Origin of the sequence: Schaalia dentiphila ATCC 17982 (assembly GCF_000154225.1) — a bacterium.
Lineage (GTDB): Bacteria > Actinomycetota > Actinomycetes > Actinomycetales > Actinomycetaceae > Pauljensenia > Pauljensenia dentiphila.
The window spans coordinates 1,970,955-1,985,773 of sequence record NZ_DS264586.1 but is presented as its reverse complement, the minus strand read 5'-3'; the positions used below and the strand labels follow the sequence as shown (position 1 = coordinate 1,985,773).

The following is a 14,819-nucleotide window of genomic DNA, read 5'->3' as shown; positions in this document are numbered from 1 at the left end:
GTCGATTGAGATGCAGCCTACCCCGTTTTGCAATTTCTTGGCACAGTGGCCGAAGTGTGAGACGAGGCCGGGGCTCGGGATCCTCAGTGTGAGTCCCTAGCCCCGGCCTCGTGCCGAAAAATCAGAAGGGTCAGCGCTTGCGCGTGCCGAAGATGGAACGCGTGATCTCGCGGCCGGCTGTACGCAGGACCGACCCGAGGACGTTTTCGACCTGGCGGGTGCGGCGTTCGGCGGCGCGCTGGCGGGCGGCCTCCTCCTTCTCCTGCTGCTTCTCGACCTGGCGGCGCAGCTTCTCCATTTCCTTCTGGCGGGCGGCCTCCTCCTTCTCCTGCTGCTTCTCGACCTGGCGACGCAGGCGCTCCATTTCCTTTTGGCGTGCGGCCTCTTCCTTGGCGGCGGCCTTCTCGGCCTCCTTGGCGGCGCGCTCGGCCTCCTTGGCGGCCTCCTCCTGCGCGAGGGCTTCCTCGCGGGCTGCCTGTGCCTCGGCTGCGCGGCGCTCGAGCTTCTCCTCGGCCGAGTCCGGGTTCACGGCGTCGCGGTAGCGGCCCATGATGACGCTCGACTGGTTGATGCGCGCGACCGTGTCGGCGGACGCGGGGCCCATCACGGAGGCGGGTGCCCAGATGCTGACGGGGGTGACCGGGGTGGGGTTACCCTTCGGATCCAGGACGGTCACGACGGCCTCGCCGGTGCCCAGGGTCGTGAGGACCTCGTCGAGCTCCAGGGAGGTCTTCGGGAAGGTCTGGACCGTGGCCTTGAGCTTCTTGAAGTCGTCGGGGGTGGAGGCGCGCAGGCCGTGCTGGATGCGCGAACCGAGCTGGGCCAGGACGTCGGAGGGGATGTCCTTGGGGGTCTGCGTCACGAAGACGACGCCCACGCCCTTGGAACGGATGAGGCGCACGGTCTGGACGACCTGACGCTCGAACTCCTTGGTGGCGTCCGCAAACAGCAGGTGCGCCTCGTCGAAGAAGAACACGAGCTTGGGGCGCTCGACGTCGCCGACCTCGGGCAGGGTGGAGAAGAGGTTGGCGAGCAGGAACATGATGACGGCGCTGACCAGTGCAGGGCGCGTCGAGATGTCGCCGACGCCGAGCAGGGAGATGATGCCGCGGCCGGTCGAATCCATGCGCATGAGGTCGGCCGTGTCGAAGCCGGGGGCGCCGAAGAACTGGCCGCCGCCCTGGGACTCGAGCGCGGTCAGGGCGCGCAGGATGACGCCGGCGGTGGCCTTGGAGACGCCGCCGATCGTGGCCAGCTCGTCCTTGCCCTCATCGGAGGTCAGGAAGGAGATGACGGCGCGCAGGTCGGGCAGGTCGATGAGCTCGAGGCCTTGGCTGTCCGCCCACGCGAAAATCAGCTGGAGGGCCTGCTCCTGCGTGGTGTTGAGCGAGAGGGCGCGGGCGAGCAGGATCGGGCCGAAGTCGGAGACCTGAGCGCGCACGGGCACGCCTGGGAACTGCGAATCGGCGCCGCCCAGGCTCAGCAGCTCGATCGGGAATGATGACGAGGCCCACTCCTGACCGTTGGCGGCGGTGCGGCTCAGGAGCTTCTCGGAGCTGGTGCCGGCCTCGGCCAGGCCCGTCAGGTCGCCCTTCACGTCGCACAGGAGGACGGAGGAGCCGTTCGCGGACAGGCCCTCGGCGAGGAGCTGGAGGGTACGGGTCTTGCCCGTGCCCGTCGCTCCGGCGACCAGGAGGTGGCGGTTGAACATGGGCAGCGGCATCTTGGCGCTCACGCCGGGCACGCGCGCACCGTTGTCAATGAGCGTGCCGATCGTGACCGCGGGGACGTCCCAGGAGTAGGCGCCCTGGATCTGGGTGGCGAAAGCCGACAGTTCGGTGCTGGGGGCGGGGGACGAGGCCGGGGCAGCCTCGGGAGCAGGCGCTTCGGCCGCGGGGGCCTCGACGGCCTCTACCTGGGTGCGCGGCGCGTCGGCCGTCGCGCGGGCGGCTTCCGCCTGCTGGGTCTCGGCCTCGGCTGCGGCGGTAGGCGCGTCTGCGGCCGAGCCGCCCTTTGCTTCAAGCTGGAGACGCAGGGCTTCGGCCTTCGCGCGGGCGGCCTCTGCCTCGGCGGCCTTCGCGGCTGCTTCCGCCGCGGCGAGCTGCGCCTTGAGGTCCTCGATGTTCTCGCTCATGGTGTGGCCTTTCGGCTCTGGGCGCGGTGCGCCACTGTACTTCGACGATACCGGAACAGTATCCTCTGGGACCGCGGTCCCATGCGAGTTATGCGGGGTGGGTTGGGTGTGGGATTCGTCCACAACCCCCACGCGCCCATTACAGTTATCCACAGGGGTTCGTTTTCATGTGTGCTCCTGGCGTTCGCCGGGGTTAGCGTGCGGGCATGAACGTGTCACGATGGTTGGCTCGTCGGCGCATGGCGGCGCTGACGAAAGCCGTGTACGACAGCGCCCTCACTGAGGACGACGAACCCGCCGAGCCGAGCGTCGCCCGCCTCCTACCCGGAGGAGCGAGCGTGGCCGCTCTCATTGTCGTGGTTGTCCTCATCGCGGCCGTGGGAGTGTGGAGGCACGCAGCGGCACGCGAGCACGCCCAAGGCCTCGCCCAATCGTCCTCCGAGCGAGAAGAGAGCGAGGCTGCACCCGTAGCGACAGGCCCATCCCCATCCGCACCCGCATCAGTAGGGGAGCGCACTGATGATGTCGTCGTCTACGTCTCCGGTGCTGTCGCTTCCCCGGGAGTGCTCACCCTGCCAGCCTCTTCCCGAGTCATCGACGCCATCACGGCAGCCGGAGGCGCAACACCTGAGGCCGACCTGGAATCAATCAACCTCGCCCGCATCCTCGTCGATGGGGAACAGATTCGAGTCGCCGTCGTTGGGGATTCGCCACCAGCATCCTCTGAGGCGGGCACCACAGCGGGGGCGTGCGTCCGACTGGCCACCGCCACCGAGGCCGAGCTCCAGACCCTGCCCGGCATCGGACCATCTCTCGCGCAGCGCATCATCTCCTACCGGGCCACCCACCCTCGCCTGTCCACCGTCGAAGAACTCGACGACGTCCCCGGAATCGGCCCATCCCTCATCGAAAAGATCCGGACGGGTGTCTGCTGATGAGTGACACCCAATGCGCTCCCCGCATGATCGACCTGCGACTCGCGCCCGCAGCCACCGCCACCTGGGCCTCCACCTGGTGGGCGACGGGCCACCCAGCTCAATGGGCATGGATCGGAGCGTGCACCCTCGTCGCGCTCGGATGCGCCGCCTCCTACGCGCGCTCACAACGAGGCCGGAAGACACCCAGACACGCCCTCACCCCACCCCGGTCCGCTCGCCTAGGCCTCGCACTCCTCCTCGCGTGCGTGGCTTGCGCGCTCGCGGTCGGATCCGCCGCCCGCCGACAATACGACGCCGACCCCGCCCGCAGGGACTCCGGCCCCATCCGCGCGCGCATCGTCCTCCAAGCTGACCCGGCCCCGCCCTCGTCCGGATTCTCCGCGACACGCAGTGCCCGCGCGCGCATCGAGGCCGTCTCCGTGGGGGAGGAGTGGATCCCCTCGAACGCCACCGCACTCGTGCGCGCGCCCGGGTGGCAAGACACCGCGCGAGGAGACGTCTACGAGGTATGGGGAAGCCTCGACGCGACCTTTGCCGCCGAGGCGCCATCGGTGGGCACGATAAGAGTCAGGCGTGCCCAGCTCATCGCCAGGCCCGGTGGCCTATCCGCCTGGATGCGCTCCACCCACCGGGCCTTCGCCCACGCCTGCGCGCCTCTGCACAGGGACGCACGCTCCCTCGTCCCCGGCATGGCGATCGGAGACGACCGCGGAATGCCCGCAGATCTGTCTGACGCAATGAAGAAAACCTCCCTCACCCACCTCACCGCCGTCTCCGGATCCCACATCGTCATCGTCCTCGCCACCGTCACCCTCGTCGTCCCCGCGCGAAAACCCCTACGCCTCGGGGCCACCATCCTCGTCCTGACTACAATCCTCACACTCGTCGGACCAGACCCCTCCGTCGTGCGCTCCGTGTGCGTTGCGGCCGTCGCTTCCCTCGGACTCATCCTCGGACGCGAAGGAGAATCCATCGCCGCCCTCTGCGCCGTCGTCATCGCCACCCTCCTCATCGACCCCTGGGCAGCCCGCTCCTACGGATTCGCCCTGTCGGCGCTCGCCGCGCTCGCGGTCGTCGGTCCCTCCGCGGCGCTGGTGCGGAGCTGTCGCCGGCGAATACGTGGGGACACACGCGCGGGGAAGACGCTTCGCCGCCTCGTAGAGATGGTGTGCGTGCCTGCCTTCGCGGAGCTTGCGACCGCGCCGATCATCGTGTCACTGTCCGGGAACGTGCCCGTGTGGGGAATCGCCGCCAACGTCTTCGCCGAGCCTGCCGTGCCGGTCGCGACCGTCGCCGGGCTCTTGGGCGCGCTCATCTCCCCGCTGAGTATTCGCGCCGCCTCGGCGTGTGCAGTCGTTGCTTCGTGGGCGACCGCATGGATCGCGGGAGCAGCGCGCGTGTGCGCCTCCCTACCCGGAAACGGGGTGCGCGTGCCAGGAGGGTCCTCGACAATCTTGGGCGTGTATGCCTGCTGCGGAGGTGGATGGGTTGCGTGGCACGTGTGGAAGCGGTGGGGAGCCCCGATTGTCGATGAGCAGGGGACATGAGTGGGACAGCTACCTACTGAGGGCGCGTCGTCAAGCTCTCGTGACACCTGCCACGAGTAGTGTCTGCCAAGGGCAAAGACCGACGCAAATGAGCTCGCTCGGTGGCAGACTTAGACAGTTACCGTTTCAGCGGAAAGGCAGGAAGACGTGGCAGCACGCGGTTCGCGCCCGGCGCCGCCAGCCCAGATCACGCTGGCACCCATCGTGTTGATCAAAGGCCCCGAGGGCCTCCTCGTCGATCGTGCCCTCGACCAGCTGCGCGCCCTCGCCCACGAGGCCGACCCCAACCTCGAGCGCACCGACATCAACGCGGCCACCTACCAGGCCGGACAGCTCGACGTCATCGCCTCGCCCTCACTCTTCGGCGAATCCCGCATGGTCATCATCCGGGACCTGGAAACGATGAGCGACGCTCTCGCCAACGATCTGATCGCCTACGCCGGCGCGCCCGCGCCCGACGTCTGGATGTTCCTGGCACACCCCGGGGGTAACGCCCGCGGCAAGAAGGTCATCGACACGATCACCAAAGCCAAATGGCCCGTGATCCCCGCCGAACCGCTCAAAAACGACCGCGACAAGCTCGCCCTCATCGCCTCCGACGTGCGCGCCGCGCGCCGCCAGATGGACACCGAGGCGCAACAGGCCCTCGTGGACGCGCTCGGTAACGACCCGCGTGCGATGGCGGGCGCGCTGGCGCAGCTGCTCTCGGACGTGAGCGGACGCATCACCCTGGAGGACGTGCGCCGCTACCAGGCCGGGCGCGTCGAGGCCACGGGATACGACGTCGCCGACGCCGCCGTCGCGGGCAACTCCGCGAAGGCGCTCATGCTCGCCCGGCACGCGTTTGCGACCGGCATCGCCCCGCAGCTGCTCGTCAGCGCCCTGGCCATGAAGTTCCGCGCCATGGCGAAGGTCTCGATCGGTGGGTCGGCATCGAGCCTGAAGATGGCACCCTGGCAGGTGGACCGCGCCCGATGGGAGCTGCGTGGCTGGTCCGACGCCTCGCTGGCGGGAGCCTTCGGAGCCATCGCCACGGCAGACGCCGAAACAAAGGGCGCGTCGCGTGACCCGCAACGCGCCATCGAAAAAGCAATTATCACCATCTGCAGGCTGCGTGGGCGTTGAGAGTGCCCCGGCCTCGTCCATATGACGTTCGTATGAACCGAAGAGGAGATTCATGAAAACCATCCGCACGCTGGTGGGGAGGCTTCGCGAGTTTAAGACTCCCGCGATCCTCACCCCGCTGTTCATCATCGGGGAGGTGGTCTTCGAGTGTCTGATCCCGCTGATCATGGTGTCGCTCGTGGATGCGCTTGACGGCGTGTCCCTGAGCCCCGTCATGCGCCTGGGACTGATCCTCGCTGGACTGGCTTTCGCGTCCCTCGCCTGCGGCATCCTGTCCGCGCGTTTCGCCGCCACCGCCTCGGTGGGCCTGGCGAAAAACCTGCGTCAGGATCTCTTCTTTCAGGTGCAGGACTTCTCCTTCGCCGACATCGACCGCTTCTCCACGTCCTCGCTGGTCACCCGCATGACGACGGACGTCACCAACGTGCAAAACGCCTTCGGCATGTTGATTCGCATTGCTGTGCGCGTGCCCCTCATGATCGTCTTCTCCATCGTGATGGCGTGGCGCATCAACGTCCAGATGGCCCTTATCTTCCTCGGGATGGTGCCGGTTCTCGCCATCATCCTCGCGGTCATCGTGCTGGTCGCCTTCCCGATCTTCCGTCGTATTTTCAAGAAGTACGATGCACTGAACAACTCGGTGCAAGAGAACGTCGCCGCGATCCGCGTGGTCAAGTCCTTCGTCACCGAAGAGCACGAGACCACGAAGTTCCGCGCCGCCTCGCAGGACGTGCGCAAGGACTTCACGAACGCCGAAAAGCTCATCGCGCTCAACAGCCCCGTGATGATGTTCTTCATCTTCGTCGCGATTGTGGCCGTCGACTACGTGGGCGCTTCAATTATCGTTAACTCCGGGGCGACAGAGCTGACGAAGGGTGGACTCACCGCCCTCATCACCTACGGCATCCAGATCCTGTCGCAGATGCTCATGCTCGCCTTCATCTTCGTCATGACGACGATGGCTGCAGAGTCCGCGCATCGTATCGCAGAGGTCCTCAACCACGAGCCGTCGCTGACCTCCCCGGCCAATGGCGCGACCGAGGTTGCGGACGGGTCCGTCGTCTTCGAGGACGTGTCCTTCAAGTACTCCGAGAGTGCTGAAGAGAACGCCCTGTCCGACATCAACCTGAGCATCGAGTCCGGATCGACGCTCGGCATCGTGGGCGGCACCGGCTCCTCCAAGACCTCGCTCATCCAGCTGATCTGCCGCCTCTACGACGTGTCCGAGGGATCCGTGAAGGTCGGTGGATGCGACGTGCGCGACTACGACCTGGTCGCCCTGCGTGACGCAGTCTCAGTCGTCCTTCAAAAGAACGTCCTGTTCTCCGGAACTATCAAAGAAAACATGCGCTGGGGTAACCCCGAGGCCACCGACGAGCAGATCGAGCACGCCTGCAAGCTCGCGCAGGCCGACGAGTTCATCCAGCGGCTGCCCGGCGGCTACGACTACGTCATCTCCCGCGGCGGCACCAACGTGTCGGGCGGCCAGAAGCAGCGCCTGTGCATCGCCCGAGCGCTGCTGAAGAACCCGAAGATCCTCATCCTGGACGACTCGACCTCCGCCGTGGACACGAAGACCGATTCACTGATTCGTCACGCCTTCGAGAGCGAAATCCCCGGCACGACGACCATCATCATCGCCCAGCGTCTCTCGTCGGTCAGCCATGCCGACCAGATCATCGTCCTCGACGACGGTCGTATCAAGGAGCGCGGCACCCATGAGGAGCTGATGGCAGCGGGCGGGGAGTACCGCGAGATCTACGACTCCCAGAATGCAGCGAGCGAAAGCGAGGTGGCCTGACATGGCACGCATGCATGGTCGTCCCGTTGACAGCGACGGCGAGAAGCTCGAGGGCATCGAGCGTCCCTTCGGCCGCCTCATGGCCTACGTGTTCCGCCACTACCCGGTGCGCATCAGCCTGACGGTCGTGTGCATCATTACGGCAGCCGTGGCCTCGGCCGTCGGCTCGATCTTCATGCAGCAGATCGTCGACAACGTCGTGACCCCGGGCCTGGAGAGTGGCTTTGACGCGGTGCGCGCCACCCTGGTGCGCCTCGTCGTCACGATGGGCATCATTTTTGGCGCTGGCGTCATCGGCAGCTTCATCTACACCCGCGCCATGGCGATCGTGACGCAGGGGACGCTCAAGCACATGCGAGACGACATGTTCGACTCCATGGAGCGCCTGCCCCTGCGATTCTTCGACACGCACCCGCACGGCGCGATCATGTCGACCTTCACCAACGACACGGACGCGATCCGCCAGCTGATCGGCCAGTCTATCCCGACGCTCATCCAGTCGGGCCTGACGATCATCGTCCTAATCGGAACGATGCTGTATTACTCCGTGTGGCTCTTCCTCGTTGTCCTCATCGTGGGTGCTCTCATGGCTGTCCTGACCGGAAAGCTCGGAGGTCTCTCGGGTCGCTTCATGAAGGCTCAGCAGGCCGCTCTCGCCGACGAAGAAGGCTTCATCGAAGAAATGATGGACGGTCAGAAGGTCGTTCAGGTCTTCAACCACGAGCAGGACGCCAAGGACGAGTTCGTCGAGTACAACCAGAAGCTCTTCGACTCCTCGCAGAAGGCGAACATCTACGGCAACGTGCTGATGCCTGCCCTGGGCAACATCGGCAACATCATGTACGTCGTGGTCGCGATCGTCGGCGGCGTCATGATCCTGGAACAGACACCGAACATCCACCTTTTTGGCGTTGATGTCATCACGGTCGGCGTGGTCGTGTCCTTCCTGGGCATGGTCCGTAACTTCTCGCAGACCATCGGCCAGATGTCCATGCAGGTCCCCATGATCGCCCTGGGGATGGCGGGTGCGGGCCGCGTGTTCGCGCTCATCGACCAGAAGCCCGAGGAGGACGAGGGCTACGTGACGCTCGTGCGTGCCCGCGAGCTGCCCGATGGGACGATCGAGCCGACCGAGGAACGCACGGGAATCTGGGCGTGGCGTCACCCCCACCAGGCCGACGGCACCGTCACCTACACGCGCCTGCGCGGCGAACTCGTCATGGAGGACGTCGACTTCTCCTACGACGGTAAGAAGCAGATCCTGCACGACATCTCCCTGTGGGCCAAGCCCGGCCAGAAGATCGCCTTCGTCGGTGCCACGGGTGCCGGCAAGACGACGATCACGAACCTGATCAACCGCTTCTACGACATTGCCGACGGCAAGATCCGCTACGACGGCATCAACATCAACAAGATCCACAAGCCGGATCTGCGTCGCTCCCTCGGCGTCGTCCTGCAGGACGTCAAGCTGTTCACGGGCACGGTCATGGAGAACATCCGCTACGGCCGTCTGGACGCCACGGACGAGGAGTGCATCGCCGCTGCGAAGCTGGCCAACGCGGACTCCTTCATCCGGCGACTGCCCGAGGGCTACGACACGATGCTGACCGGCAACGGCTCGAACCTCTCGCAGGGCCAGGCTCAGCTCCTGTCGATTGCGCGCGCCGCCGTGGCCGATCCGCCGGCGATGATCCTCGATGAGGCGACCTCCTCGATCGACACGCGTACCGAGGCCCTCGTGCAGCAGGGCATGGACAACCTCATGGAGGGGCGTACGGTCTTCGTGATTGCCCACCGCCTCTCGACGGTGCGCAATTCGGACGCGATCATGGTCCTGGACCACGGCCGCATCATCGAGCGCGGTAGCCACGACGATCTGATCGCCCAGAAGGGCGTGTACTACCAGCTCTACACGGGCGCCTTCGAGCTCGAGTAAGCGCTCAACGATTGCGTTTGCCCCGGCCTCGTTTCGACGAGGTCGGGGCTTCGTTATGCGCGCCTGGCACCGGAGCGTGGGGGAGTGATCGGGGTGGGTGTGTTGACCGCTCCTACAAGCGTGCGGGGGAGCGGGTATACGAAAGCGGGCCGTCCAGTGGGCGGCCCGCTTCACGTCAAACTATCGTTCGCGCTCAGTCACCGAGCGAGGCGACGCGACGAGCAAGCTTGGACTTGCGGTTCGCAGCCTGGTTCTTGTGGATGACGCCCTTGGAAACGGCGACGTCCAGCTTGCGCGAAGCAACGCGCAGTGCAGCGAGAGCCTTCTCCTTGTCGCCGGCCTCAACGGCCTCGCGGGTCCGACGGACCAGGGTCTTCAGCTCGGACTTCACGGACTGGTTACGAACGCGGCGCTTCTCGTTGGTCAGAATGCGCTTCTTCTGGGACTTAATGTTTGCCACAGTCGGATTTCTCCTTGATGTATGTCTGACAGGGTCGGTGAGGGCTGTGTCAAGACCGGGACTTAGGCGTGGGGACACCCGCAAACGGTCCTAACCAGACCCCCTGCCCGACCAGGCCGGGAGTCCAACGACCGATCATACCAGGGCGGGGCCTTTTCGTCATACCCCGAGGCGTTCTCGCGCCTCGTAAGGTCGGTCACGTGTCGGAGGTGTCAGTCGCCGTGCGTGCGGTAGTGCTCCTTGAGGGCGTCGACGATGAGCTGCCAGGTTGCCTTGGGCAGGATTGAGCCTTCGCGGCGCACGTCGGTGGCCTTGACCCACAGAGCCCGGTCGAGGCGCACCTCGGAGGGACGGCCCTTTGAGTCCCAGTCGCCCGCACCGATGTCGAGCCAGTAGCGTCCGGCGGCGGCCTCCTGGGCGGCGTCGCGCGTGTGGTCCTTGCTGGTCAGCTGTAGGAGGTAGACACCTTCGCCCTGCGCGCCGATGACGACGGCCGGGCGGTCCTTGCCGACCGAGGAGTCTTCCTGGTAGGGCACCCAGGTCCACACGACCTCGCCGGGATCCGCGTCGCCGTCCATGACGGGCGTGTACGAGGCGTGGGCGAGCGCCTCGGCGATGCTCGCTTCTCGGATCGAGGTCTGGGGGCGATTCGAGGTCGCCGGATCCTCGTAGCGGTGCTGGGAGTCGGAACGCGCGGAAGAAGACGAGGACGAACGCGGCTTGGGAGTCGACTTCTTGGTCGACTGACGCTGCCCCGTCTTGGTGGTCGTGGTGTTCTTCTGCGCCTCCTCTGTGGTGCCGGAGATGACGCCGATGAGGAAGTTGATGATGCCCCTGACGATTGAGTTCATGGGACCAGCATACGGCAGGCGTTGATGAGCGTGTTTTATCCACAGGACCCTACGCCGATCGTGAGTTATCCACAGGCTTCGTGATAGCGCGTGACAGTGCATAACAGGAGGTGTCACTCTGTCGTTGTTCGCAGGTGCACACGCAACAATAGAAAGGCGACGACGATGTTGACTGCAACGATGCACGGACCGATTGTTTCTCTGGATGCACTGGCAGGGGGTGGTACGTCCGAGGGGAGCAATACGAGCGCGACGAGGGCGCGGTCCTCGATTCATGAGTCGGTGCGCTGCGGGGCCGCGGGCAATGTGGACAAGGCGCTTGACTGCGGCCTCGAGGCTTATCGAGAAGAGGGAGCTCCTGTCGAACTGCGTCTGGAGGCCGCCAAGCTCTGCATTGACTGGTACGCGGCTCTCGGATCCTATGGACAGTGTCGGAAGCTGGCCGCCGAGGCTGCGCGGCTGGGGGAGAGATACCTGGAGCGCTGTCATCCGCTGATCCTGATGATGCGAAATTCAGAAGCCTACTGGCTTGCCATCCTCGGTCAGCACGATATGGCAATCCGCAAGTTCTCGGCTCTCCTAGCCGATATGAAGCACTGCCCAGGCCTCGACCCTGATATCTCCATCGCCATCCGCAATAACTCCGCGATGCCGTGGAAGTATACGGGCAAATGGAAGAAGGCTGCGCGCGTGTACCGCGAGCTCCTGTCGGAGTTGGAGGAGCAGCGCGAGGAGTCCGACATGACGCTGCTGACGGTGCGCGACAACCTCGCCGAGGTCCTCTCTGCTGATCGCTGCTACGACGAGGCCATTGCCCTCTACGAGCGCAACATGGACGCTCTGCTGACCGTTGCGGACCACGGTGACTGGCGCGTCCTGCGGCTGCGCAACGAGATTGCGCGCAACACCTGGATGGGCGGGGATCGGGACGCGGGTGAGGACCTCTGGACGGTTCTGGCCGAGGACTGCCGTAGGTACCTGGGGGATCGAGATCCGATGACCGCCCGTATTCGCACGATCCTACTGACTCTCGCGACGCTGCGCGGAGATGAGGGGCGGGCCATGTCGATCGCCCGCAAGCTCCGAGACGACCACCCCGATGACTGGGAAGAATGCGACTTCAGCGAAGCTGCGGCGCTCCTTGCCGAGTCGGAGCGTGGAGAGAGCGGAGGAGGGGAATGAGGAGAGAAATAAAAGGTGTGAGGCGTGGCCACTGTGCGCGACTTCCCGCGCCTGAACTGGCACAAACGCCTACGACAATGGGACGATAAGGAGGTTAACGACTTCACGGAGGTTCACGTGCCCATCCCCACGCCCGAGCAGCAGGCGCAGATTCGCCCGGCCCATACCCCGCAGGGGCAGATCCGTAATTTCTGCATCATCGCCCATATCGATCATGGGAAGTCGACGCTCGCGGACCGTATGCTCCAGCTGACCGGCGTCGTCGAGGCGCGCGAGATGCGCGACCAGTACCTCGATCGCATGGACATCGAGCGCGAACGCGGAATCACGATCAAAAGCCAGGCGGTGCGCATGCCGTGGGCACACGAGGGCACCCCCTACGCGCTCAACATGATTGACACGCCCGGTCACGTGGACTTCACATACGAGGTCTCCCGCTCCCTGGCGGCGTGCGAGGGTGCGGTCCTCCTTATCGACGCTGCGCAGGGCATCGAGGCCCAGACGCTCGCGAACCTGTACCTGGCCCTCGAGAATGACCTTGCGATCATCCCGGTCCTCAACAAGATCGACCTGCCGGGTGCCCAGCCCGAGAAGTATGCGCACGAGGTCGCTCAGCTGATCGGCTGCGACGAGAGCGAGGTCCTGAAGGTCTCCGGCAAGACCGGCGAGGGCGTCGAGGAGCTCCTCGACCGCATCGTCGAAGTCGTCCCGGCCCCCGAGGGAGCCCCCGACGCCCCGACGCGCGCGATGATTTTTGACTCCGTGTACGACACGTACCGCGGCGTCGTCACCTACGTGCGTGTCGTCGACGGCGTTCTGTCGACCCGTCAGCGCGTGCGCATGATGTCGACGGGCGCCACCCACGAACTCCTGGAGCTGGGCGTCATTTCGCCCGAGCCGAAGCCTGACGAGGGCATCGGCGCCGGAGAGGTCGGCTACCTGATCACGGGCGTGAAGGACGTTCGTCAGTCCCGCGTCGGCGACACCGTCACCAGCCAGGTGCGCGGCGCAACCGAGCCCCTTGAGGGCTACCGCGACCCTAACCCGATGGTCTTCTCCGGCATCTACCCAGTCGACGGATCGGACTTCCCGGACCTGCGCGACGCCCTCGAGCGCCTCCAGCTCAACGACGCGGCGCTGACCTTCGAGCCCGAATCCTCCGCAGCCCTCGGCTTCGGCTTTCGCTGCGGCTTCCTCGGACTGCTCCACCTGGAGATCATTCGCGAGCGTCTGGAGCGAGAGTTCAACCTTGACCTCATCGCGACTGCCCCGAACGTCGTCTACCGCGTTGTGATGGAGGATGGCACCGAGGTGCGCGTTGATAACCCGAGCGAGTTCCCCGAAGGAAAGATTTCCGAGGTGCGCGAGCCTGTCGTCAACGCGACGATCCTGACGCCCACCGAGTTCACGGGCACCATCATGGAGCTGTGCCAGGAACGCCGCGGCTCGATGCAGGGCATGGACTACCTGAGCGAGGACCGCGTAGAGCTGCACTACCAGCTGCCCCTTGCTGAGATCGTCTTCGACTTCTTCGATCAGCTCAAGTCCCGCACGCGCGGCTACGCCTCGCTGGACTACCAGGAGAGCGGTGAGCAGAGCGCCGACCTCGTCAAGGTCGATATCCTGCTCAACGGTGACCGCGTCGACGCCTTCAGCGCGATCGTTCATCGCGACGGCGCCTACAACTACGGTCAGCGCATGACGAAGCGCCTGAAGGAGCTCATTCCCCGTCAGCAGTTCGAGATTCCGGTCCAGGCCGCTGTCGGTGCGCGCGTCATCGCTCGTGAGACCATTAAGGCCCTGCGTAAGGACATGCTCGCCAAGTGCTACGGCGGCGACATCAGCCGCAAGCGCAAGCTGCTCGAGAAGCAGAAGGAAGGCAAGAAGCGCATGAAGTCCATCGGTCGTGTCGACGTGCCGCAGGAAGCCTTCATCGCGGCTCTGACCTCTGATGTTCCGACGGGCAAGAAGTGAGCGGGGATCAGATGAACGAGGCCGTGGAGGGTCACGCTCCCGTCGGCCAGCGAGCGGATCGCCGTCCGGGCGAGGCCCCCGAGGGTACGGTCTTCATGAGCCGCACGAAGTCTTTCACGAGGCGTACGCGCGAGCTGCCTGCGAACCTCGTCCGCACGTGGGAGGCCCACGCGCATCGCTACGTGGTGGAGCCGCGTCGCGGCGTCGGCTACACGACGGTCGCGGAGGATTTTACGCTCGATCTGGCCGAGCTCTTTGGGCGCAGCGCGCCCGTGACGCTCGAGATTGGCTCGGGCACGGGCGAACAGATCGTCGCCGCGGCGGACGCTCATCCTGAGCGCAACTTCCTGGCCCTTGAGGTCTGGGTTCCGGGTATCGCCAAGCTTGTCTCCAAGGCGGTCGAGGCTGGCGTGGACAATATCCGCGTCATCGAGGCCGACGCTGCCCAGGCGCTGCCGATCATGCTGGAGGACGCGTGCCTGGACGAGGTCTGGACCTTCTTCCCCGACCCGTGGCGTAAGGCTCGACATCGCAAGCGTCGCCTCGTCTCCGATTCCTTCGCGCGCGAGGTCGCGCGCCTGCTGCGCGACGGGGGAATGTGGCGCCTGGCCACCGACTGGGACGACTACGCCTGGCAGATGCGCGACGTCATCGAAGCGTGCGAATTCTTCGAGAACCCGTATGCGGGAGAGCGTCTGGACCCGGAGGATCCGCAGCCGCAGCGTGGCGGATTCGCCCCCCGCTTTGAGGGGCGCGTCGTCACGCACTTTGAGACCCGAGGTATCGATGCGGGCCGCCATGCCCACGACATTGTCGGTATTCGCCGTCCGCGTGGCTGAGGCTGGCATGACGTCCGGCGCCGCCTGTTCGC

General features: G+C 65.6%; 11 protein-coding genes. 8 read left to right on the top strand and 3 right to left on the bottom strand.

The window, feature by feature from the left end:
- Positions 1 to 130: 130 nt before the first annotated feature.
- Positions 131 to 2,134 (bottom strand): helicase HerA-like domain-containing protein, encoded by a 2,004-nt coding sequence (locus ACTODO_RS08490; protein WP_003792976.1) that lies wholly within the window; start codon positions 2,132 to 2,134, stop codon positions 131 to 133.
- A 206-nt stretch (positions 2,135 to 2,340) separates the two neighbouring features.
- Here ACTODO_RS08490 and ACTODO_RS08485 point away from each other — a divergent pair, with 206 nt between their 5' ends.
- From ACTODO_RS08485 to ACTODO_RS08465, 5 genes are all read left to right on the top strand, one after another.
- Positions 2,341 to 3,069, top strand: a complete 729-nt coding sequence (locus ACTODO_RS08485; protein ID WP_131332798.1) for a ComEA family DNA-binding protein — start codon at positions 2,341 to 2,343, stop codon at positions 3,067 to 3,069.
- Positions 3,069 to 4,619 carry a ComEC/Rec2 family competence protein gene (locus tag ACTODO_RS08480; RefSeq protein ID WP_003792974.1) on the top strand — a complete coding sequence of 517 codons (1,551 nt, stop codon included), beginning with the start codon at positions 3,069 to 3,071 and terminating at the stop codon, positions 4,617 to 4,619. Before ACTODO_RS08485 ends, ACTODO_RS08480 begins: the two co-directional genes overlap by 1 nt.
- 147 nt (positions 4,620 to 4,766) lie before the next feature.
- On the top strand, positions 4,767 to 5,744 hold the full coding sequence (holA, locus tag ACTODO_RS08475) for a DNA polymerase III subunit delta (protein ID WP_034512372.1): 978 nt from the start codon (positions 4,767 to 4,769) through the stop codon (positions 5,742 to 5,744).
- Positions 5,745 to 5,796: 52 nt separating this feature from the next.
- Positions 5,797 to 7,545 carry an ABC transporter ATP-binding protein gene (locus ACTODO_RS08470; protein ID WP_003792972.1) on the top strand — a complete coding sequence of 583 codons (1,749 nt, stop codon included), beginning with the start codon at positions 5,797 to 5,799 and terminating at the stop codon, positions 7,543 to 7,545.
- A gap of 10 nt (positions 7,546 to 7,555) precedes the next feature.
- Positions 7,556 to 9,481 (top strand): ABC transporter ATP-binding protein, encoded by a 1,926-nt coding sequence (locus ACTODO_RS08465; RefSeq protein ID WP_431312116.1) that lies wholly within the window; start codon positions 7,556 to 7,558, stop codon positions 9,479 to 9,481.
- 193 nt (positions 9,482 to 9,674) lie between these two features.
- Here ACTODO_RS08465 and rpsT read toward each other — a convergent pair whose 3' ends face one another.
- Positions 9,675 to 9,941 carry a 30S ribosomal protein S20 gene (gene rpsT / locus ACTODO_RS08460; RefSeq protein ID WP_003792970.1) on the bottom strand — a complete coding sequence of 89 codons (267 nt, stop codon included), beginning with the start codon at positions 9,939 to 9,941 and terminating at the stop codon, positions 9,675 to 9,677.
- A 212-nt stretch (positions 9,942 to 10,153) separates the two neighbouring features.
- The gene (locus ACTODO_RS08455) at positions 10,154 to 10,792 is read right to left on the bottom strand and encodes a type II toxin-antitoxin system PemK/MazF family toxin (RefSeq protein WP_003792969.1); all 639 of its coding nucleotides are present in this window, start codon (positions 10,790 to 10,792) and stop codon (positions 10,154 to 10,156) included.
- A 165-nt stretch (positions 10,793 to 10,957) separates the two neighbouring features.
- On the opposite strand from ACTODO_RS08455, the gene ACTODO_RS08450 reads away from it, so the two are divergent.
- The 3 genes from ACTODO_RS08450 to trmB all read left to right on the top strand — a co-directional run bounded on the left by ACTODO_RS08450 (position 10,958) and on the right by trmB (position 14,787).
- Positions 10,958 to 11,974 (top strand): hypothetical protein, encoded by a 1,017-nt coding sequence (locus ACTODO_RS08450; RefSeq protein ID WP_003792967.1) that lies wholly within the window; start codon positions 10,958 to 10,960, stop codon positions 11,972 to 11,974.
- A 117-nt stretch (positions 11,975 to 12,091) separates the two neighbouring features.
- Positions 12,092 to 13,948 carry a translation elongation factor 4 gene (gene lepA, locus ACTODO_RS08445; RefSeq protein WP_034512671.1) on the top strand — a complete coding sequence of 619 codons (1,857 nt, stop codon included), beginning with the start codon at positions 12,092 to 12,094 and terminating at the stop codon, positions 13,946 to 13,948.
- 11 nt (positions 13,949 to 13,959) lie between these two features.
- Positions 13,960 to 14,787 (top strand): tRNA (guanosine(46)-N7)-methyltransferase TrmB, encoded by an 828-nt coding sequence (gene trmB / locus ACTODO_RS08440; protein ID WP_034512368.1) that lies wholly within the window; start codon positions 13,960 to 13,962, stop codon positions 14,785 to 14,787.
- The last annotated feature ends 32 nt before the right edge of the window (positions 14,788 to 14,819 follow it).

Bases quoted from the DNA above. Each gene is read 5' to 3' on its own strand.
- ACTODO_RS08490 (WP_003792976.1), bottom strand. From the start codon at position 2,134: ATGAGCGAGAACATCGAGGACCTCAAGGCGCAGCTCGCCGCGGCGGAA.
- ACTODO_RS08485 (WP_131332798.1), top strand. From the start codon at position 2,341: ATGAACGTGTCACGATGGTTGGCTCGTCGGCGCATGGCGGCGCTGACG.
- ACTODO_RS08480 (WP_003792974.1), top strand. From the start codon at position 3,069: ATGAGTGACACCCAATGCGCTCCCCGCATGATCGACCTGCGACTCGCG.
- ACTODO_RS08470 (WP_003792972.1), top strand. From the start codon at position 5,797: ATGAAAACCATCCGCACGCTGGTGGGGAGGCTTCGCGAGTTTAAGACT.
- ACTODO_RS08465 (WP_431312116.1), top strand. From the start codon at position 7,556: ATGCATGGTCGTCCCGTTGACAGCGACGGCGAGAAGCTCGAGGGCATC.
- ACTODO_RS08455 (WP_003792969.1), bottom strand. From the start codon at position 10,792: ATGAACTCAATCGTCAGGGGCATCATCAACTTCCTCATCGGCGTCATC.
- ACTODO_RS08450 (WP_003792967.1), top strand. From the start codon at position 10,958: ATGTTGACTGCAACGATGCACGGACCGATTGTTTCTCTGGATGCACTG.
- trmB (WP_034512368.1), top strand. From the start codon at position 13,960: ATGAACGAGGCCGTGGAGGGTCACGCTCCCGTCGGCCAGCGAGCGGAT.